This window comes from bacterium, assembly GCA_013360215.1.
Classification (GTDB): Bacteria; CLD3; CLD3; order SB21; family SB21; genus JABWCP01.
On sequence record JABWCP010000004.1, the window covers coordinates 68225 to 90681 of the forward strand.

At 43.3% G+C, this 22457-nt stretch carries 17 protein-coding genes; 6 read left to right on the plus strand and 11 right to left on the minus strand.

The features are described from left to right. Positions 1 to 53 precede the first annotated feature (53 nt). The 8 genes from HUU58_03725 to HUU58_03760 form a co-directional block, all read right to left on the minus strand. Positions 54 to 2825 carry a hypothetical protein gene (locus HUU58_03725; GenBank protein ID NUN44767.1) on the minus strand — a complete coding sequence of 924 codons (2772 nt, stop codon included), beginning with the start codon at positions 2823 to 2825 and terminating at the stop codon, positions 54 to 56. Further along, on the minus strand, positions 2822 to 4642 hold the full coding sequence (locus tag HUU58_03730; GenBank protein ID NUN44768.1) for a long-chain fatty acid--CoA ligase: 1821 nt from the start codon (positions 4640 to 4642) through the stop codon (positions 2822 to 2824). Before HUU58_03730 ends, HUU58_03725 begins: the two co-directional genes overlap by 4 nt. 152 nt (positions 4643 to 4794) lie before the next feature. Further along, positions 4795 to 6426 (minus strand): bacillithiol biosynthesis cysteine-adding enzyme BshC, encoded by a 1632-nt coding sequence (gene bshC, locus HUU58_03735; GenBank protein ID NUN44769.1) that lies wholly within the window; start codon positions 6424 to 6426, stop codon positions 4795 to 4797. A 4-nt stretch (positions 6427 to 6430) separates the two neighbouring features. Beyond that, the gene (locus tag HUU58_03740; GenBank protein NUN44770.1) at positions 6431 to 8185 is read right to left on the minus strand and encodes a diguanylate cyclase; all 1755 of its coding nucleotides are present in this window, start codon (positions 8183 to 8185) and stop codon (positions 6431 to 6433) included. A 21-nt stretch (positions 8186 to 8206) separates the two neighbouring features. Continuing rightward, a complete protein-coding gene (locus HUU58_03745; protein NUN44771.1) occupies positions 8207 to 9574 on the minus strand; it encodes a DUF1446 domain-containing protein in 1368 nt (455 codons plus the stop codon). Between the two features lie 110 nt (positions 9575 to 9684). Next, positions 9685 to 12033, minus strand: coding sequence for a PAS domain-containing protein (locus tag HUU58_03750; GenBank protein ID NUN44772.1), 2349 nt, complete (start codon positions 12031 to 12033; stop codon positions 9685 to 9687). A 233-nt stretch (positions 12034 to 12266) separates the two neighbouring features. Continuing rightward, entirely contained in the window at positions 12267 to 12491 is a 225-nt protein-coding gene (locus tag HUU58_03755) for a DUF2997 domain-containing protein (GenBank protein ID NUN44773.1), read from the minus strand. Continuing rightward, positions 12479 to 12853: a DUF1257 domain-containing protein gene (locus HUU58_03760; GenBank protein ID NUN44774.1), complete on the minus strand. Its 375-nt coding sequence runs from the start codon at positions 12851 to 12853 to the stop codon at positions 12479 to 12481. The genes HUU58_03755 and HUU58_03760 overlap by 13 nt, the downstream gene beginning before the upstream one ends. A 99-nt stretch (positions 12854 to 12952) precedes the next feature. Here HUU58_03760 and HUU58_03765 point away from each other — a divergent pair, with 99 nt between their 5' ends. Beyond that, the gene (locus HUU58_03765) at positions 12953 to 13513 is read left to right on the plus strand and encodes a thermonuclease family protein (GenBank protein NUN44775.1); all 561 of its coding nucleotides are present in this window, start codon (positions 12953 to 12955) and stop codon (positions 13511 to 13513) included. Between the two features lie 107 nt (positions 13514 to 13620). Further along, positions 13621 to 14715 (plus strand): redox-regulated ATPase YchF, encoded by a 1095-nt coding sequence (ychF, locus tag HUU58_03770; GenBank protein ID NUN44776.1) that lies wholly within the window; start codon positions 13621 to 13623, stop codon positions 14713 to 14715. Positions 14716 to 14745: 30 nt separating this feature from the next. On the opposite strand, the gene obgE is transcribed toward ychF, so the two are convergent. Both obgE and HUU58_03780 read right to left on the minus strand, forming a co-directional pair. After that, positions 14746 to 15711: a GTPase ObgE gene (obgE, locus tag HUU58_03775; protein ID NUN44777.1), complete on the minus strand. Its 966-nt coding sequence runs from the start codon at positions 15709 to 15711 to the stop codon at positions 14746 to 14748. Positions 15712 to 15737: 26 nt separating this feature from the next. Then, positions 15738 to 16304 carry a thymidine kinase gene (locus HUU58_03780; protein ID NUN44778.1) on the minus strand — a complete coding sequence of 189 codons (567 nt, stop codon included), beginning with the start codon at positions 16302 to 16304 and terminating at the stop codon, positions 15738 to 15740. Positions 16305 to 16437: 133 nt separating this feature from the next. Between HUU58_03780 and HUU58_03785 the strand changes: the two genes are divergently transcribed. Next, the gene (locus tag HUU58_03785) at positions 16438 to 17337 is read left to right on the plus strand and encodes a UDP-3-O-acyl-N-acetylglucosamine deacetylase (GenBank protein ID NUN44779.1); all 900 of its coding nucleotides are present in this window, start codon (positions 16438 to 16440) and stop codon (positions 17335 to 17337) included. 66 nt (positions 17338 to 17403) lie between these two features. Here the strand turns inward: HUU58_03785 and HUU58_03790 are convergent, their stop codons facing one another. After that, complete coding sequence (locus HUU58_03790) at positions 17404 to 18864, minus strand: hypothetical protein (GenBank protein ID NUN44780.1); 1461 nt, start codon at positions 18862 to 18864, stop codon at positions 17404 to 17406. Positions 18865 to 19132: 268 nt separating this feature from the next. On the opposite strand from HUU58_03790, the gene HUU58_03795 reads away from it, so the two are divergent. The 3 genes from HUU58_03795 to HUU58_03805 all read left to right on the plus strand — a co-directional run bounded on the left by HUU58_03795 (position 19133) and on the right by HUU58_03805 (position 22323). Further along, positions 19133 to 20665 carry an AAA family ATPase gene (locus HUU58_03795; GenBank protein ID NUN44781.1) on the plus strand — a complete coding sequence of 511 codons (1533 nt, stop codon included), beginning with the start codon at positions 19133 to 19135 and terminating at the stop codon, positions 20663 to 20665. 27 nt (positions 20666 to 20692) lie between these two features. Beyond that, the gene (locus HUU58_03800; protein NUN44782.1) at positions 20693 to 21136 is read left to right on the plus strand and encodes a DUF1572 family protein; all 444 of its coding nucleotides are present in this window, start codon (positions 20693 to 20695) and stop codon (positions 21134 to 21136) included. Between the two features lie 365 nt (positions 21137 to 21501). After that, entirely contained in the window at positions 21502 to 22323 is an 822-nt protein-coding gene (locus HUU58_03805) for a helix-turn-helix transcriptional regulator (protein ID NUN44783.1), read from the plus strand. The last annotated feature ends 134 nt before the right edge of the window (positions 22324 to 22457 follow it).

The window sequence follows — 22457 nt, forward strand, 5'->3', positions numbered from 1 at the left end:
TATCAGTAACAAAAAACGGAAGAGGATTTTATAATTCGGCATGTTGTAAGTAATTATGATATCGGTTGAAGTTGAAGTTCAAAAGGCATGAGTTGAGCTGCGCTATCCATCTTGATGCGGGCGTATTCGATGATTTCCTGATTTTCGAGCGACTGCTCTTTTAGACCGTCTGCTGCGATGACATACTTATTCGTCGCTAAAGCTTCTTTGATAAATGTCATTGAACTGAATGTTTCAGACAAAATACTGCTGAGCGTTATCAAATAAAACTGACGGTACAATTCGGATTTGCCGAGCGCTTCGATTTCATTTCGCGCACTTTTGAGGTAATCAGGAAATTTCCCGGGTTCGATCGTATACGTTTTTTCCGCTTCTTCTCCGGTTTCCGGATCGATCATCGGTTTTCCGTTTTTGTCTTTTTTGATCACCTTGACATCAATTTTTCCATACGTACCGGCAAAAGCCTTTTGTAAGATATCATGAAGCGGCAATGGTTCACGTTGTGCCGCTACACCGAGATCGGCACGCAGCCTTTCGACAAGCTGCCGCACACCCAACTCAACGCGCAACTCATTGGACCGCAGTTTAGTCGATGAATAACTTAATAAAGCCACGGCTTCATCGGACAGTCCGAGCGCTTTTTGATAAAACGCCGTTTCATCTTTTATGGTACGATTGACAAAACCGAGCAACTGCTCTCGGGCGTCTACTTGTTTACGCAGGGTGGACACGTCTATGTTTTCACGCGCTTCTTTGTATTCGTATTGTTCAAGAATACGATTGGGGTCAATATTTTTTATACCGCGTAAAAGTTCCGTCTGTGTCATTTTGATCAGCGGACGTTTACCTTTACGGCGCAATTCGTGCACCTCCATATCCCAACCGGACGCAACAAACTGAGCAACGAGAATACTCCGCACTTTTTCATACTTACCATAATAGCCAGCGGCAAACTTTCCTTCGCTTTCCAGTTCTCGTTTTTCCCGATCTTCTTCATTAGAAACAACGTCGAGAAACTTGTCATCAATGATCTTATAAACTTTCTGTCGCAATTCGGTACGTGCAACATCAATCTCTTCTTGCGTATGTTCTCTTTTGTAGATGTAATCAAAGAGAATCTGATCATCCAAAAGACGGAGTGCTTGGGCTAATTCGCGATTATTGAGATAGTGATACAAAATGATCCATTGTTCTTCAAACGGACGACTTTTAAGCGGTGTTTGTTTTTCCTTTTCGGGCACAACTGCGTTTTGTTTATCAAACCCGTTATAATACAACGTCTCACGGTCGGTGTGTGAACCGTCAAACTCATACCGAAGTTTTTTGATTTCCTGAAACAATGTCAGACGGCGCGTAAAGCTGTAGGTCAGCGAAAGACGGCCTGCAAGTACTTTGATCAATTGATCCGAAACGATGTCGCCCAGTTCGTGCACCAAAAGTGCGGCCACATAAAACGACATGAGCGCGGAGGCGTGACGTTTTTCAGCGGCACGCTCGATAAACATTTCGTGAATAAGAGGGAAGTCCGTCTGATCCGTAAGATACGCCCGGAAAAGATCGTGAACACGTTCAAACCCTTCCAAGGACGCCGTATTGCTCATCATACGATTAAAAACAAAACGCACTTCAAGATCAGGTACGCGCGCGCGATATTGCGCAGGAAGATTTTGCATCACCTTGTCGCTGTTGATCGTCTCAATATCAAGCTTGATTTCCCGGCAAAACATTTCAACAACCGCTTCATCCACTTCGACGTTATTTTTGACGGCGCCAAGCAGTTTTCCGAACGCGTACATTACATAATGTTTCATTTTCGGTGAATACGAGCGCACAATGTCCAACGTTTTTTCAAAAAGCGATACCGTTTTCGTATCGGTCATTATTTTGAAAAGACGACGTTCGTCAAAATAATAGTAGATCAATCCCTCAAGCTCTTCGTACGCGGTAAGTTCACGCACAATGGCGTTTTGTGCGTTTTCGCTCAACGATTCGCCTTTTTGCTGTTGAACGATCTGCAACGTTTTTTGAATTTCCGTTTTTAAAGATTTATCGGCGTCTTGTATTTCTTTCGTCAATTCTGCATTGGCCTGAAGCGACTTGGTAAAATCATAAAGATCGGGCAGTACGGTTTCGGATTCACCCACTTCTTTGAGACGATCATATAAGAAATCTACGACGTAGTCTGAAAAGCCATATGTTTCAACCGCATCACGAATAATAGACTTAAAAAAAACAGGATACACATCGGTATCCAGATCTAATTTACCGCCCCATCCGTCATGCACTTTTTTATAACCGGCGAGATATATTTTATCTGCAAAATGCGCAAAGTGATGCATCAGATTAACCATCGCACCGACATCGTTCTTTTTACTGATAAATGCGGCATAGAGCGAAATCACACGCATAAAGCGATCAACGTCGTCATCCGCATCAAGAAACGGCTGGAACACCGAAAAAATGGAACGCGCTACCTGCACTTGATCATCAATAAAGTGGGATGGAGATGCCAACTCAATTTCTTTACCGCGAAACCAAAATTCATCAACGTCGGAAACCGCGTGACCGTGCTGTAACATGAGATCAAACACCTTCATATACAGCACGCGTTGGGTGATAAAAAGCGAAGGCAACGAATCGTACCCTTTACGGATATTCCCGCTTTCCTCAAGTGTGATAAGGATATTCATCAACGCTTTGAAAGCCGGTTTTGCATTCGCATCGCTTATACCGATGCGTTCAGTAAGCTGCGCTATATAGTCTTCATAAATGGTTTTGACCTGATCGTCAACACCGACGGTCAGGATATGCTTAATATCTATCATGTCAAACTATCGCCTTCCGTCATACGTTCTGTTTCGCGGTTGTATATCGTATCAATCATATCTTTAAAATTTTTAGTAACGACATGGCGTTTGATCGAAAGTTTGGGAGTAAGCTCACCGCTTTCTATCGAAAATGCTTTGGGTAATAATGCAAACTTCCGCACTTTTTCATATCGCGCAAATCCGGCTTTATCTTGCGCTTCTTGGATCAATTTATCTATCATGGCATATACTTCTTTGTTTTCCAGCAATTCTTCTTCGCTGTCAAACTTGATACCGTGCTGCATCGCCCAGTCGCGGAGGCGTTCGCGTTTGGGAACGATCAACGCCGAGATAAAATTACGGCGATCGCCGATGACAAGCGCTTGCTCTACAAAAGGAATGGTGATCAACGTGTTTTCAATTGGCTGCGGTGCAATGTTTTTTCCGCCGGATGTTACGATGATGTTTTTCTTACGATCCGTTATGTGTAAATGATTATCAGAGTCAAGAAATCCGATATCGCCGGTGTGCAACCATCCATCCGAGTCTATCATTTCACGTGTGGCTTCTTCGTTCTTGTAATACCCCATCATGACGTGAGGCCCGCGTGTCAATACTTCGCCATCCTGTGCGATACGCACTTCGACACCGTCAATAGCCGGACCGACGGCTCCAAATTTTACTTTTTCAGGACGATTGACGGTGATTACCGGAGAAGTTTCGGTTAATCCGTATCCTTCGAGGATCATCACACCCATATAAGCAAAAAACTCAGCAATCTCTTTGGCCAAAGGAGCGCCGCCCGACACAAAAAATCGTAAGCGCCCGCCGAGCCGATGATGCAGTTTTGAAAAAACAAGTTTTTCTGCGATTTTGTATTTGAATCCGCGTTCACCGGTTTCATAAGCCGATTTACCTACACCGAGTGCCCATTCAAAAATTTTACGGCGGATAGGAGGCGCCGTGGATAGTCCCTCTTTTACGCGGTCGTACATTTTTTCGTATAGACGAGGTACGGCGGTCATTACGGTCGGATTTATTTCTCCCATGTTTTGCGGCACCTTTTCGATGCTTTCCGCATAAGCAATGGCGCAACCGCGAATCACCGGCATAAAGTGTCCGGCCATACGTTCAAAACTGTGCGCGAGTGGTAAAAACGACAACATGGTATCGGTTTCACCGACGGTAGCCACTTTAACAGCCGCTAAACTATTACTCAAAATATTATTGTGCGAGAGCATCACGCCTTTGGGCATACCCGTTGTACCGGATGTATAAATGATCGTTGCCAATCCTTTGGGATCTATACTGTCGATTTGTTTTTCGATATATCCGGGGTTTTCAGTGCCAAATTTTTTTCCTAACTCCTGAAGCTCTGAAAAAAACAAAACGTAGTCTTTGTGTTTATCTTCATGAGTTATAAGGACGGCGTTGTTCAACATCGGGCACTGATTTTTGCACTCGATGATTTTTGCAAGTTGCTCCCGATCCGATGCGATGACTAAACGTGCATCCGAATTTTGCAGAATGTATTCGACCTGCGGCGTAGGAAGATTGGGGTAAATCGGAACCGTTACGGCGCCAAGTGATAAAATCGCAAAATCGGACATAGCCCACTCTTCCTGCGTCGGGCAAAGAACAGCTACCTTATCGTCTTTCTTAATTCCCAGCGATGCCATACCCAGCGCCAGATTGCAGACGATTTCGTGCACTTGTCCATACGTCAAAGCGCGGTACTTGCCATCGCGTTTGCTCATATACAATGTTTTATGACCAAAACGACGCGCACTCTGGTGAAATACATCCGCCAGATTTCTGGGTGACCCGTTATCCATGTCGGTATCTCCAAAGAAAGGTTGTGAGTATAGGCGTGAAACCGATGCGTTAGTAAAAACAACATCGGATGAAACGTCAGAATGGAACAGTGAAAAATTAGACAATGCTCATAATAAAAGCAAAGGTTTTGGAGCTCAAAGAAGGTTTGATCTTACAGTTCGATCAAACGATGATCCCAAGAATCCAAAGTGATATTCTCACTGATCGTATCAAACAAAGTAAAGCCATATTTATTCAAATAATACAACATCGAAAGCTCACGCTCCTGAAAGTTACCATTGGGACGAATATGCAGCATGGCTTTCGTCAGTTGGCCATGGGCCGTCAGAGCGGCACGTTTTTCGGCTTCGCGTGTTTTTTGTGTAAGCACCTGCATCGCTTGTTGCATCTTGTCCATCGCCGTAGCGGATGCACCTTTGAGCGAAGCATCTATCGCCGTCAATTGCGGTTCAAGGTTTTTCATACCGTTTTGCACTTCGTTCATAAACCTCAGAAGCGCCGGTTCAAGCGAAACATTGGATTGTTGATTGATTCGTTCGATCACCGTTTCGCCGTCATTGATGATATCCGCTATCGTTATTTGATATTTATCGAGCACTTTTTTGATTTTTTTCTCAACTAAAGTAAAAAATGGCCTGGGAATTATGACCGGCGAAGTCATATCCATGTGAGTGTACAAATCCCGAAACTGTGCAAAGTAGGCGATTTCGCCAGGACCGGCCACATAAAAAACAGTTGGTAATAACGTATCTTGAATCAATGGTCTCAGAATAACATTCGGAATAAATCGTTGCGGCTCATTCTCCAGAATATTAAGGATATCATTTTTGTGTGTTTTCCAGATGTCCCGTGTAATACGGATTTTGTCGTGTCCTTTGCCATTAAACGAAAATTTATTCTCGCCATAGTCCGTCAAAAAAACATAACTCGGTTCGGTTTCAACCTGAACGTGATAACCGGCAGCTTTTAATGCATTGCTTTGATTTAGAACAGCTTCATGTAATGATTCGGATTCTTTGAGGGCCCGTTCAAAAATAGGTTTTACTATGCCTTTAAAACGTACATCCGAAGGATCCATTAGAACCAATCCCATCGGGCTAAGCCACGATGATAGCAGCATTCCAAAAGCCTCCGCCCAGGGTTTTCCGGGTTGGTAGGATTTTGTAATCGTATCAAATAAAGCCTGTGAAAAATCGGTAGGATTGAGCGCTGTCTTCAGTTCTTCTATTATTCGCGATATGTCATCCGTCAACGCAAACCGGTGTACCGGAGTTTTGTTCTGATTTTCAGAAATGCCGCCATCATAAAAAATTTTGACAAGCTCGTTTTGAATGTTGATAAGCTGCGTTGAGCGTACTTCTTCAAAATCGTGATCTTCAAGTTCCAACCAAAACACCGGTACAAAATTATAGACAGGAAATTTTGTTTTGAGCAATTGGCAATATTTTACCGTACCTAGTGCTTTCAGAACCGTATATATCGGACCTCCCAAAAGCCCCGTTTGTTGACCGGTGACAACTGCGACGGTATTCGGCTGACGAAGCAACGCAACATTTTCCAAAGCTTGTTTTGCCGATTGGAAACGATGTTGCTGATCGACAAGAATGTCCGATAGAAGATCACGGTTTGTTTTATATTTTTTTAAAACTTCGCTGAACGTATCGGGCCATGCTTTTTGATCGGATGGGTTAGCGGAAAAAAACGAAGCCGTTTTTTCGGGCGAATAAAGATAATCCGTAAATAACGATGTTGTGTTTTTGAGTTCGCGAAAGGAAATAGTCATGCTGTCATCCTGTTGTATTGCTATAGGCTACACGATTACGTCCGCCTGATTTGGCACGGTAAAGCTGTTCATCCGCGCGTTGTATGAGTTCGTCTATGGTTTGCGCTTCGTCGGGAAATGTGGCCACGCCCATACTGACCGTAATATCACCCATGGGCTGTGTTTGTTCATACGGAAAATCTTCATCTTGAATTGCCGCGCGCAATTTTTCGGCAAATTTCACGGCGGCGACTTTTGGCGTTTCTGGTAATACGATGACAAATTCTTCGCCGCCGTAGCGTGCGATGATATCGCTGGTACGCGTGATGTTTTTAAAAACAACGGCAAGCCGTTTTAGTATCTCATCGCCGGCGGGGTGACCGTGGCGATCATTGTATGATTTGAAATGATCTACGTCGATCATGATCATGGACAGTTTTGACCAATGACGTTTGGCACGCCGAATTTCACGCTCCAGTTGGTGATGAAAATAGCGATAATTAAAAACATCTGTCATCGCATCGGTGATGGCTTGTTTTTCGGCAAGCATATAGGCTTCACGCACATCCTCATATAACTGAACATTGTCTAACCGAAGACCGACGGTCGTAGTAAAGGAATGAATAATCTGCCGAAACGCATCGCTCATACGTCCATCCGGAATACCCAGCGCCAAAACACCTTTGAGATCATAAAAACAACAATTGAAAAAATATCTGCTCGCATCACGAAGGCGGGAAGGGTAATCAAGATCACGCCGATTGTATTGATGAATCAAATTTCGCCACCACTGTCCGTCTTTTTTTACAAACGCTTCACAATCCTGATTTTCGCACTCAAAATCATCCGCCGCACGGGCGCGACCACGAATGGGAACAAAACAAACAGTCTGTGCATGAAAAGATTCGAAAAGCACTTCTAAACGGCGCGCATGCCTTTCATTTTCCCGTTGTAGTGCGATGAGTTTGTGAACATCTATGGTTACTGATTGATTATCATAAACCGTCTCAAAAAAAGGAGGTTCTGTAAAAGGGATGTGTTCTGTTTCAGGGAGAAAATCATATTTGTAACTGGAAAAAACATCTAGCGTTAAATCTTTTTCGTTAACCACATATATCACTGCGCCGGCTAGAGAAAGTTGATCGCTGATAAGCTGAGGCATCTCACGGTAAATCGTCGAGCGATCACGGTAAGCCATGATTTGCGACGTGAGCTGATTGATCTGCATCAGATCGGCATTATTGGTGCGAACCTCCTGTATGAGACGATCGAGAGTATTATTGGTTTTTTGGAGTTCCTTGTTGGCATAGGAGATTTCATTGATTTTATCCGTCAGGCGATGAACCAGACGCAGTGTAAAACGTCGCAGTTCAATATTTTCCGATTCGAGACTAACATTCTTATTTGTATGTGCCTCAGAATCAAAACAAGCGCGGATCAGATCAGAAAGCGTTTCGTATTCAATCGGCTTAACCAAAAAACCGTCGCATCCGGCCATGGTTGCGAGCTGTTGATCGTCTTCATTCGGCGTTGCAGTAGTGGCGATTATAGGTGTATGCTTGAGCGTTTCCGAACTGCGCATCTTGATCGTGAGTTCAAATCCGTCCAAACCCGGCAGCAAAAGATCTATCAAAATAAGATCGGGACGTTCGGCAAACGCTCTAGCCAAACCGGACTCGCCGGTCGTCGCTGTTATAATCGTATGACCCATGCGCTGAATAAGCTGCGTCATGTATGTCATGGCGACCGGATCGTCTTCGATATACAGTATTTTTTTCATGCCTGAGACGTCAGATTATCCTTACACTTCTTCCACGCTAACGGTTGTTTCAATGAGATGTTTAGGTATCAGGCACGGAAAAAATGCGACGATTTCCTGTGGCTTTGGACGCCCTCCTGCAAAACCGGTTACTCCCGGAGGCCCGCTGGTAACCAGGGGCGCAATTTCCTTGCCGAAGCGATCTACCTTTTTCTGATCTTTATCTTTTACGCCGACACGCAAAACCACTTCGTTAATGGGATTGGGTATCGCGACCATGCCTTCATGACACGTATTTACACCAAGAAATTCGGTGTGTGTTTCTTCGTATTCCATTCCTGCCCGCGTAAGACGTTTCCATAAAACTTCTGATGCCAACTTAGCCTTGGGCAACGCATCAGGGCCGGAAATCGTAAGTTGTCCTGTCGCTTTATATCCTTTGAGATAACTGGCACTAACTTTGTAAAACTCCGTTGAAGGTTTACCTTGTACACCGAATACTTTAACACGATCTTTTCCGGCTTGCTCCAAACGAATGGATGTAAAATCAGCGATGACGTCCGGCGTGATATAGTTATGCGGGTCACCCATTTCGTACACCAACTGTTCTGAAACGGTGTCCACCGTCACCATCCCGCCTGTGTTTTCATGTTTACTGACATAAAATGTTCCGTCAGGATAGGCCTCCACAACGGGATAACCGATATTCCACATATCCGGCACATCCTGCCACCGCGTAAAATTACCGCCTGTGCATTGCGCGCCGCATTCGATGATATGACCCGCAACTGTTCCTGCGGCCAATTTATTCCAATCATCAAACGACCAGCCGAATTCATAAATCATCGGCGCCATTGCCAATCCGGTATCTGTAGTTCGCCCTGCGACAACGATCTGTGCACCTTTTTGTAAAGCTTCGACTAAAGGCATAGAACTCATATACACATTGGCGCTTAAGATGTCGCGACCTTGTTTCATCAGATCATACAAACTTTCGCCGGTGTCCATGGACTTCATCGAGATTTGTTTAGTTTCCAATTCACTGATACGAGGAAGAATGTTATCCCCATACACGACGCCGATCTTCAAACCTTTGATTCCTAATTTTTTGGCCACGGCAAAAAGCGCCTGACGACATGCTTCCGGATTTACACCGCCGGCATTAGCAATCACTTTGATGTTTTTTTCTACGATCGTCGGTAATATGCGTTCGATAAGCTGCACGAAATCGGTAGCGTAACCAAGCTCCGGTTTTTTGAGTTTTTGACGTTGCATGATGGACATCGTAACTTCGGCAAGATAATCCAATGTGAGATAATCCAATGGACCGCCTTGAACTAAATGCACAGGCGCATCAATGCTGTCACCCCAAAATCCTTGACCGTTGGCTATAAAAATTTTGTCTTTCATTTTGAGCTTTTTATTTATGAGGTTGTTACAAACAATCAATTGATGAAACTACGAAAACAAATTAAGCTTTTAAATGAAATTCTGTGGTTTCTGCTCTATTTATAAAGCGGTTATCCGGCGGATTGGGTATCAAGTAGTTTCTTTATGGCTTTGGATAATTCTTCGACCGTATATGGTTTATTGACTATATGGTCAGGATATTTACTGTGGAGCAATTGTAAACGATCCGCTCCGATATATCCGGATGTGAAAAGGAATTTTAATTCCGGTTTAATTTCGAGCAGTTTTTCCAATGTTTCGATGCCATCCATGCCGGGCATTTGCACGTCGAGTATTACGAGATCAACCGGTTTTTGGTTCATGACTTCAACGGCGCGATACCCGTTTTCCGCCGTATAACATTGATACCCTAGACGCTTCAAAACCATTTCTCCCATTTCCAATATGGGTTTTTCATCATCCACTAGCAGTATGGTGCCGGTGCCGGTTTCATATTGCGGTTTTTGCGCCTGCACATGGGGTATCGTAACGCGTTGGGAAACCGGGAAACCAAGCTCCATGCGCGTTCCTACACCGATTTGCGAATGAACACGAATATATCCTCCGTGATTGGTAATGATTGTTTTGACGACAGCCAACCCCAATCCGGTTCCTTTGCCTATATCTTTGGTCGAGAAAAACGGTTCGAAAATCTTATCCATTACTTCCGGAGGAATGCCGGTGCCCGAATCGGCTATGGATAGCTGTACATAAAGACCTTCCGGCATATTATATTTTGCCGATTCTGCTTCATCCAGTTCAACCATTTTGGTTTCGATACCGATACTCCCTTTATTATTCATCGCATCGCGGGCGTTGACACACAGATTGATGATGATTTGCTGTACCTGTGTTGCATCGGCATCTATAAAAGGAATCTCGGGTTCTAAGTGTAAGGTGATCGTAATATTTTTGCCAAGAAACCGATCCAGCATGTTTCGGGTTTCATCAACCAGGCTATTGATGTTGAGTAATGCTGCGCTGGACGGAGTTTGGCGGGCAAAAACCAAAAGTTGCTTGACGATATCCGACGCACGCCGCGCTGATGACACGATCACGTCGGCGTGCTGATGAACGGTATGCTTATCATAATTTTGGTTAAGCAACAGTTCGGCTGTAGGTAAAATCACAGCCAGCATATTATTGATGTCATGAGCGATACCTCCGGCAACGCGGCCAAGGCTCTCCGTTTTTTGGGCCTGAATCAGGTTTTGTTCTAGTTTTTTTCGCTCCGTCAGATCGGTCATCGAGCCCAATACGCGAGTTGGCCGACCTTGCTCATCTCTCAGTATATAAGCCCGATCATAAAAGTAACCGTAACTTCCGTCAGGCAAACGAAAGCGAAACTCATCACTCCAAAAATTCTGCGTACTTTCTAAAACGTTTTTGTATTTTTGGGTTACACGTTCACGATCTTCCGGATGCAGCCGCTCTTGCCAAAGTTGGTAATTGTCCTGCGGGTAATATTCTTCTACGGCAAACAATTTACGGGCGGATTCATTCCACCATACTTTATCCTGCCGTGCATCCCAATCCCAAACCGCATCATTGGTCGCTCGAGCGATGATTTCAAAACGCTCGACATTTTCCTTAATAGATTTTTCTGCTTTTTTACGTTCGTCTATATTAGTCATTGTGCCCAGCATACGATAAATCGAATTTTTTTCATCACGGAGAAAAAGGCCGTTATCGTCCATAAACACGTAACCACCATCTTTTTTTCGAAAGCGATATTCCACGCGATATCGATTACCGGAAGCCATCGCTTCATCTAAAAGAGAAATGGCGTTAGGCCTGTCTTCGGGATGAATCATTGTTTCCCATGTTTTCAGATCAACCCGTAAAAACTCCCCTTTGGTAAACCCTGTGTTGATTTCGATCGCTCCCGTCCAAGTGATCGCACCGGTCGTTACGTCAAGATCATAAATCAACTGACCTGTTTGCTCAGCTATGATACGATAGCGTTCTTCTTTTTCAGCTAACGCACGCTCCGTTTCACGACGGCTCAGAAGCTCTTGCCGCATGATACTAAAAAGCAAAGTGATCAGCAGTGTTGCAAATAACTCCGGAGTCATATTAACAAAAAAAACAGAAATGATGTGCGTGGCCGGCATCGGATTGGGATCAAAAAGAAGATATAATCCGACAATCTGCGGTAACAGGAAAAGGTAATAGTATAGAATCACAACCATCGCCCACAAAATAGGTTCTTGACGTGACCTGGTGAATCGCGAAAAAAAACGATGATAAACAAGCCATGCCATTGCGGCCGAAACGCCATGTGAAACAGCCGAAAATAATTGGAGTTCGTTTGCTGCATTCACTGCCGTCATTGCACCGGTGATGATGACAAACCCCCAATGCGGAAGGAATAAAATACTGATGAGTATGGCAACCTCATTGAGGCTGCTGGATGTCATAAAGTTGAACGTGGGAATAACAAAGCGGATATAGCTCATGCCAATGGACAAAAGCCCAAAGCCAACAGCAATCAAGGTGTTTTTAATAAAAAAACGCTTGTCATGTTTCACCACTATCATCACAATTCCCCATAGGTGAACAATTGCAAAGTCGGAACGTTATTTTATAAATCAAGCGTATCGGAATTCAACTAAATGAGAAACCACAGAGATCAAACAAAACGAAAACGCTCTTACGACTGGAGTCGGATTTTTTGAGTGACGTCTTCGTCTTTTTCGTAATATTCGTATGTCTTTTTCTCTTCGATCACAGTACCCATGGATTCAAAAAGTTTGGATAGGTCTTCGCACGCGCCGCCTTTATAGCCTTTGATCGCATATTCCAGCGAGCCGTCGCGGGTTATGGTAAAAACGATTTCTTTATAGTCGGATGTCATAGCGCCCTCTACCCGTTCCATTTTCTTAAAACCAACCGCACCGATTGATCTTCGTTGACCGATTCTTTTACCAATTGAAATCCGGCTTTTTGCGCTTCTGAAACAACTCGACTATAGGCATATTTTTGTGTCAATTTGCCGATAAAATCTTTATCCGAGGCCAAAACCATATCATCTCCCGCAATCTCATATTCACCGCTACGGTTTTTTATAAAACCGATCATTCCAAATGCCGTTTTTGCCGTTAGATCGACATCGTACGAACGCCCTAAAAGGGTTTTTATTTTTTTGGAATTAGAAATTTCGCAACCCATTTCTTTCAAAGCATTTTCCAAATGGACACGCTCGCGAAGAGCGGTTTTCAGCGAAACGAACTTAGACATGAAATTACTTTCGTTTGGTAACGCGACGGTTTAACTTGGCTCAAAGTAGAGAATTTTTTTTCGTCTTGCAATCTCAAAAAATCAAGGTGTATTGAAGTTATGCGTAAATGGATTGTTGTTTTTTTGAGTTTGGCTTGTTTGTTTTTTTATCTTAAAAACTATGACATCTCATCGGTTGACGGCCTTCCCGAAAACCACGGCGTCATAACCAAAATCAGCGATGGCGATACATTCCTGATCGAAGTGAACGGGAAAACGGAAAAAGTGCGTTTGATCGGAATTGACACGCCCGAATCCAAGGATAATCTCAAAGCCAAAAAAGACGCGGCTCGTAATTCTGCTGATCTTGATGCGATGGTTCGGCAGGGGATCGAAGCACGCCGTTTTGTGGAACAGAATTTTCCTCTCGGAACAACCCTCCGCATCGAAACCGATCGCGATACGCGAGATCGTTACGGCCGGATGCTCGCCTATCTTTTTACGGAAGACGGCAGGATGATCAATGAGACCATCATTCGCGAAGGTTACGCCACACCGTTATTTTATTCGCCTAACTACAAATACAAATCGCGTCTTGAGGAAGCATACCGTTATGCTAAATCAAACAAAAAAGGCCTTTGGCAAAATGGCAAACCGTTGCATATCCGAAAAGACGAATAAGTTTATATAAGGCTATTTTTTTATAGATTTTCTGCTTTGCATCCCATACTTTGCCGCGGTTTTTTAAGGCAATCGAAAATTAAAAATATCATATAAGGATTTGTTATATGCCACTTCGTTGCGGTATCGTCGGTCTCCCCAATGTGGGTAAATCAACCATTTTTAATGCACTTACTGCAGCCGGCGCTCTGGCGGCAAACTATCCTTTTGCAACGATCGAACCCAATGTCGGCGTAGTGACAGTCCCAGATCATCGTATTGACGCTCTGACCAAAGTGGTCAAACCCAAACGCGTACTTTATACGACTGTGAATTTTGTTGACATCGCAGGACTTGTCAAAGGCGCCAATGCCGGGGAAGGATTGGGCAATCAGTTTCTTAGCCACATTCGTGAAGTGGATGCTATCGGCCACGTCGTACGTTGTTTTGACAACGCGGATGTCGTCCACGTCGAAGGCAGTGTTAACCCCGAACGTGATATAGCCATCATTGATACCGAACTTGTACTCAAGGATCTCGAATCCGTAAACAAACGCATTTCCCAAGTTGAACGAACTGCAAAAAGCGGTGATAAGGATGCGAAACTTGCTTTTGATGTGCTGAGCAAAGTCAAAGCACAACTCAATGACGGAAAACCGGTTCGTCTGATGAGTTTATCCGAAAATGACCGCAAAGCTATCGCGGATCTTTTTTTGCTTACAGACAAACCCGTGCTTTATATATGCAATGTATCGGAGAGCGATGTACTCACGGAAAATAATTATGTCAAACAAGTCCGCTCCATTGCCGAAAAAGAAAATGCACGTGTTGTTGTGATTTCGGGGCAGATCGAATCAGAAATTCAGCAATTACCTGAAGAAGAACGTAAGGGATTTCTCGAAAGTTTAGGTCTCAAGGAACCGGGGCTTCATGCGCTTATTCGTGAAACATATTCGTTATTGGATATGATTTCTTTTCTTACCGCCGGCGTCGAAGAAGTGCGTGCATGGACGATCACACGCGGCACTAAAAATCCTCAGGCCGCCGGAGTGATCCATTCGGATTTTGAAAAAGGCTTTATATGCGCGGATGTGATTTGGTGGGAAGATTTTGTCAAACACGGAGGCGAACAAGCCTGTAAAGACAAAGGCCTGCTCCGTACCGAAGGAAAAGAATACGTCGTCAAAGACGGCGACGTAATGCACTTTAAGTTTAATGTGTAAGAATAGACATTAAATCTTAAATCTAGAAAACTACAGCATTTTCCAGAGTGTTTTGACCAATTTTTCTAGCCCCGTTTGGGCAACCGAGGATATCATCAATACGGGTGTGCCATCTTTCATTTTGGTTCGTTTGGGCAATGTATCTACCGTATCTATTTTGGTCAATACGACGAGACGGGGACGATTGAGTAATTCTTTATTAAAAGCCTTAAGTTCCTTTTTTAACGTCACATAATCTTTTTCGGGGTTTGCGCTTTGCACATCAATCAGAAAGGCAAGCGCTTTAGTACGTTCAATGTGTTTCAAAAACTGAACACCCAAACCTTTACCCTCATGAGCGCCTTCGATCAAACCTGGAATATCTGCCAATACCAGTGAGCGATACTCACCGATTTTGATAATACCCAGATTCGGCGTTAATGTTGTAAAAGGATAGTTCGCTATTTTAGGTTTGGCCGCTGTTACTGACGCCAGCAAAGTAGATTTCCCGGCATTGGGAAAACCGACAAGTCCTACATCTGCCAATACTTTAAGTTCAAGATCCAGAAATTTTTCTTCACCGCGTTCGCCGGGCGTAAATTCGCGCGGCGTGCGATTGGTAGGCGACTTAAAACGTGAATTTCCCTTACCACCTTGACCGCCTTTGGCGAGAACGGCGCGTTGTCTGTTTTCGGTAAGATCACACAGCAATTCACCGGTTTCCTGATCCTTGATGATCGTCCCGACAGGTACTTTGATTACAATATCATCCGCAAAACGACCGGACATATTTTGGCTGCCGCCTTTTTGTCCGTGCTGGGCACGAAAAATGCGATGATGAACGATGTCCTGAAGCGTATGAAGATTTTCATCGGCTTCAAAAACTACATCACCACCTTTGCCGCCGTCACCGCCGTCCGGGCCGCCTTTGGGAATAAATTTTTCCCTGCGAAAACTTACACAGCCGTCGCCGCCATGACCGGCCCGCACTTGTATTTGTACAAAATCAATGAACATTTTTTGAGTCGCTTAAGCCAATTAAATTATTTCGTATCTTTAGGAGGATCAAAATGTCGGCGGCACCGCGCTTCGTACGTACCTGTCGCGCCTACCAAAACGCGATCGGCGCTTTGGACAAGTCGCTGTGTATAGTTGGCCGGTGCACCACATACCATACAGATAGCCATGGGTTTGTCTACCACTTCAGCCACCGCAAGAAGCTGCGGCATCGGCTCAAAAGGCCGACCTAGATAATCTTTGTCCAATCCGGCAACGATTACGCGTTTACCCATGTATGCTAATTTATTACATATTTCAACAATCGAAGCATCAAAAAACTGTGCTTCGTCAACTCCGATGACGTCCGTTCTAGGATCAAGTTTCTCCATGATTTCGGACGCTTTTTCGATAACTTCAGAAGGCATTTTAAGTTCGCTGTGAGAAACAATATGATCTTCACTATAACGCGAATCAATTTGCGGTTTAAAAACCTGAACACGCATTTTGGCAATTTCCGCCCGGCGCATGCGGCGAATAAGTTCTTCAGATTTCCCACTGAACATGCTTCCGGCTATCACTTCGATCCAACCGCTGTTATGTACAATATTCATATATGGAACGGGTTAAATTAATGCTCTGCAAACTACAAATTATTTACATCCATCAGCGCGGCATAATAATGTTATTTTGGTGTTTCCGCAAATTGTTTTTATTAACTTATGTACAAAGAAATATATTGATTCTATGAACCAAGAAATAACCATCAACGGCGTAGGCATTCACAGTGGGAAACCAAACAGTGTTCTTATTCGCCCACATGATCATGGTGTACTTTTTAATGTTGAGGGAACGCCAATTCCTGCGCTTATCCAACATGTAAAAGACACCCAACGCGCTACTACGATTTCTGTCGGCGGTCGTTCGTTACGTACCATAGAGCACCTCTGCTCAGCCATCTACGGATTAAACCTCTGCGGTGCTGAAATCACTGTAACCGGCGGTGAAATCCCCATCTTAGATGGAAGCGCAATGCCTTTTATCGAAGCACTCGCTGACACTCTTACTACTGAAAGCCAAAATGAACCACTAACCATTGATCGTACCATCACTCATCGTAACCCTGACAACGGAGCGTTTATTCGAATCGAACCAAGCCAAGATTTTCATGTCACTTATACTCAGCGTTTTCAAAAACGCGCCATTGATACTTTTTCTTTTTTAAGTTCACCTAAAAATTACATCAAAGAAATCGCGTCAGCCCGTACATTTGCTTACGCGGGTGAATTGCAATTGCTATATCGTAAGGGGTTTATTCGCGGTTTGGATCCTAATGCCGGTTTTATAATTTTGGATTCGGAACCCAATTGGGACTTGATGGAAGAAATTATCGGTGATGATGCGCGCAGTGCGGTTCATGAAACGCCCTTTTATAAGATATTATCAAAAATTCCTCCGCGCTATCCCAACGAGGCCACGCGTCATAAAGTGCTCGATATTTTAGGTGATTTTTCACTTCTCGGTATGCCTATCAAAGGTTTGATAACCGCGGATGGTACTGGTCATTCAGAAAATATAGCTCTCGTACAAAAAATCGCAGAAACCTACGGATTGATTCATTTTGACCCGCTTGGGGATGACGAATAATTTTTGAATAAAAAAGCCGACGCAAAATACGTCGGCTTTTAAATTAACATGATACCGGAGAGGATTTTATAATTTTAACAGACTAAACATACAACCTTCGATGTCTTGTTTTAAGTCTTCGTGATTTTCCGGATAATAATATCCTTCACACATACCTGTAAAAACATAGACCATAGTAATGTCACCATTGGTGATCGTACCACCGCCGGTTTTATTTTGTAAATCAAAGACAAATGAGCCTGTGGATGATAAAGCTGCATCGGTTTTGGTGATGGTAAATGTCAGTGTCACACTGGAACCGTCACGAATCAGAGTAAACTGAGAGGTCGAACCGTCACTTTCTGTGATCGTACCCGTGGTTTCAAAATTATAACGTTTTCCTGTTACCGTTGCATTGAGTGTTCTTCCCCGGCTATCCGAACCCGTAATAGTATACGATAAACCTTCCGGCGTACCATTGCCGGTAGGCACTGAAGTTCGCGTGATAGTCAATACTGTAGAATATGTCGTACCGTCAAGGAAGTAGAATGTTGACGAATCGGTTGATACCGCTCCACTCATGATTACTTTTGTGATTTTACGATAAAGGCTATCGCCGGCCGGGAAATCTGTCTGAATCTGGATAGTTCCACTCTTAGAAAGATTGCTGCTATCGGCCGTGATATTCATCGTTGAAACCGAATACCGGTGTGTTCCGTCACGAAGTGTTATATCCATAGTTCCGCTCAGCGTTCGCTCGCCCGTTGTAGCATTGACAGTACGGGTATATGTTATCTCGGATGTACTTGATGATGCATCGGTATAATTAGTGGTGGTTTCCTTATGGGAGGTGCCTCCAACCGGATCAATAGAAATACTCATAACTCGATTGGATATGCCTGATACCGTCGCAAAACCGGTAGTTGTAGCAGAATAACTCAGTTTTCTGTCGGCAAACTTAACACGTCCGACGTTACGAATTATTGTCCCGCTCGTAATCTGTGTAAACCCGGGGTAATCTTCATACGTTTTGATAATCGTAGAATCCTTAAAACTTGATGTCATCACAGTATTCTGAGTAATGATCACATTTGGATCGTATGTAAATGTCGCGCGATAAAATTTCTTTTCAACACGACTACTGCTCGGGAAATTTTTAGTTGATACATCAATACTTGTCAACCGTAGTGTTGTCGGATCAAACACACGTATGATCGTAGCTTGCGTGCCATCCGGATAATTACGTGTGATGGTATCACGACCCACAAATGTAAATGACGAAGAACTTTTCATGAGATGTTCGTCAGATATATCTTTAATTATTGCACTCGCTGTATAGTCGGATTCATCACCGGCGCCGTTATACCCATTTTCGGAAGTTATTTCCTCATTGTCCGAAAACTCGTCATCCACTTGACTGACCAACGCTGTTGTTTTCACCGCCGCTTCAACAACCTCTTTTTGGTCATCGGTTAGTGTGCCATCACTTTTTTCTTTTTCACACGCAATCATAAAAACCAATAGCAGCAATATCCATAATCGTTTCATACTTTAGAAAACTCCTTATTTATTTAAATACTGTTTTAATTGGTCGCTAATAATTACCTACACGTTTATGCAGGCTTTGTGCCAATCTATAAAAAACTGTTATTATTTAGTTTAACTTTCAAAAATGATTTTCAAAAATCTACTTTGACGGATTTATTGCCATGTTATTTTGACGCTTTGTAACAATTTTAACCACACATATAGTAATGTTTATTCTTGTATTTTCTTTGATGAACCTTTAGCTTTCTAAAAAAAGTAGTCCCAGCTTATGCAAAACGATCTCGAAGTTTACATACAAGCGCGCTACCCTTTGATTTATTTGGTTTCATGGGAGGAAGAGCGCATTCTCAAAACGCTCGATCAGATCGCTATTCATCTTCGGAAAATGCTTTTTGTCTGGACGCAAACACAGGGCTTGTATAATTATGTGTTGCCAGACCATTTGGACGAATCCAAATCCGATCCCGAAGTGTTGCTTAACCATATTGCAGCTTCTCAAGATAACGGCATTTTTGTTTTGTTTGATTTTCACGCGTTTATCGAAAATCACCGTATTCGGCGCCAATTGCGCGATCTTTCCAAATTACTTCGTAAAAGCAATAAAACGATTATTATCGTCGCACCGCAAATGACGATCCCTCTCGAACTATCCAAAGATATCGCGGTTATGGATTTTGATCTACCGGGTTTAGCGGAGCTCAATATCGCTTTTCAAAATGCACTCAAAGTTCTCAATAAGCGCCGTGATGTGGTTCTGGAGTTGACACCGCAGATTTCTGAAAAACTATTGAAAGCCGCACAAGGGTTAACCTTGGTAGAATTTGAAAATGTACTGGCTAAATCGGTAGTGCACAGCAAAGCGATCAACGCACATACGATCCAAGAAGTATTAGAAGAGAAAAAGCAGATCATTAGGAAATCAAGCACCCTAGAATATTTTTCTCCGGATGAAAATTTTGAACAAGTCGGCGGACTTGAAAATCTCAAACAATGGCTTACTAAACGCGCGGAGGCTTTTACTGAACGCGCCGCTCAATTCGGATTGCCTACACCGAAGGGACTTTTATTGGTTGGTACCCAAGGTTGCGGAAAAAGCCTCACGGCTAAAGCTGTAGCAGCACATTGGAATCTGCCGTTGCTCAAACTGGATGTAGGCAGTGTTTTTAGCGGTATTGTCGGATCGTCTGAAGCCAATATGCGTCATGCCATCAAAGTAGCCGAATCCATCAGTCCTTGTATTTTGTGGATTGACGAACTCGAAAAAGGGTTTTCAGGTATGGCAAGTTCCAATTTTTCTGATGGCGGCACAGCCGCGAGAGTATTCGGTTCATTTACCACCTGGCTTCAGGAAAAAAAGAAACCTGTTTTTGTAATTGCTACATCCAACGATATAACTCTTCTTCCTCCGGAAATACTTCGTAAAGGTCGTTTTGATGAAATCTTTTTTGTGGATTTGCCGGAACAAGTAGAGAGGGAAGCTATTTTTACTATTCATCTTCAGAAGCGCCACCGTACTACGGATTCGTTTGACGTCGTAAAGCTAGCCTTGTTGTCCGAAGGATATAGCGGTGCCGAGATCGAACAGGCTATCATTGCCGGTTTGTACGATGCTTTTGAGGCCGGACGTGAATTGACAACCGACGATATTTCAAATAACCTGCGTGCCACGGTGCCGCTCTCGCGTGTCATGGCCGAACAGATTTCGGCATTACGCCAATGGGCTGAAAAACGTGCCCGTAAAGCTTCGCGAAATCGCAGTGCAGGAACAGGCATTGACCTGGATCGCTTTAGTGTCAACTAACTATATTTTATTTATCCCGGTAATATCATGATTATTGAAACATTATCTGAATTTTTTGAACGCGATTTGCTGAAGCTCAAAGAAGAACTCGCAAGTTACAGCGATGAAACAGCTATCTGGAAGATCGAAGGCGATATCCGAAATACGGCCGGGAATCTTGCACTGCATTTGGTCGGTAACATCAATCATTTCATTGGTGCCGTACTCGGAAAAACAGGATACATTCGCGAAAGGGAACGTGAATTTTCTGATTCCGGTGTTCCACGCATTAAGCTAATACAGGACATAGATGCAACGATTGTGATGGTGAAGACAACTCTTTCCCGCATGGATGACTCCGCACTGTATCAAAATTATCCGATCGAGAAGCATGGCAAAACAGTAACCGTCGAACACATGCTCTTGCACCTGCTTGCACATTTAAACTACCATATCGGACAAGTAAACTATCATCGTCGCCTCATCGGTTAACATTGCTTCATAGCTTACCCGCCTCAATTGTGAAAAAACCTAACAACGGTTTTGATGTTTTATAGTGGTATGGAAGAAATCAAAATCTCATTAGAATGATTTAACTACTCCGTTATGGAACTTCACATTATTAAACGCGTAACAGTAGAGTCAACGATCTTATGATTGTCAACAAATGAAATGGCTTGCGTTGGCTTTCTAACAAGTAATGGTTTTTAACTCCGCACAAAATTTATATTTTTTCGCTTCATACATTATCACCGGCGCACACAGAATCTTAAATATCAGAATTTTTATACACAGTAAACATTCTAATAGGTTTTCATGTTTTACATGTTCTTGACACCATTACAGGAATCTGAACGATGAAAGAGATGCGAACAGGGCAATTTTTCGGTGATACCGATAAAATTATGCATCTGGACGGTATTACGCTTACCAAAACGGTTTATACCCATGATTATGTAGATTGGCATTACCATCAAAATGCTTATTTCACATTTCTTCTTCGCGGCGGTCTGATCGAAACCGATCGAAAAAAAACCGTACGGTGTGCTCCCGGTGACTTATTGTTTCATTATTGGCAAGAGTCACACTGTAATATTAAACCTCCAGAATTCACTCAAGGATTCCATATCGAAATCGAGCAGTCTTGGTTTGACAATCTGGAATTGGATCGTCGCATGTTTGAAGGAAGTTTTCAGATTACCGATCCTGCAGTTCGTATCGCATTCTATTCTATGGCGCGCGAACTCAGTTGCCCGGATACGGCTTCTGTGGTTTCTATAGAAGATGCGCTTTGCCGCGCTCTTCTGCATGTATCTAAAACTACGGCTTCTCAGTCAAATAAGCCTTTGTGGGTAGCGCAAATACGAGATGTTTTGCATGCCCGCCCATTTGACACGCATACATTGATTGAACTGGCCACGACTCTGCATATACACCCGGTACATTTATCGCGCGCCTTCACTCAATATTTCGGTGTTCCGTTGGGTACATATATTCGACAAATACGTCTGCAAAAATCTATTGAGCAGATGTATGATCCTTCTTTGTCACTTACTAATATTGCGTTGCAATGCGGCTTTTCTGACCAAAGCCACTTCGTTCGTTGTTTCAAAGCAGTTACCGGAATAACGCCGTTTCGCTATCGCCGAGAGTTGTGCAAGATCAATGAACCATGTTAAATACGTTCTATTTCCAAGCCTCCGTACGTGTTATATTATGATAACACTAAAATAAAACATAGAGGGGCAGTATGAAAATTTTCGTAATTCTATGCATGGTCCTTTGTACGAGTATTCCTTTGGTTTCTCAGATT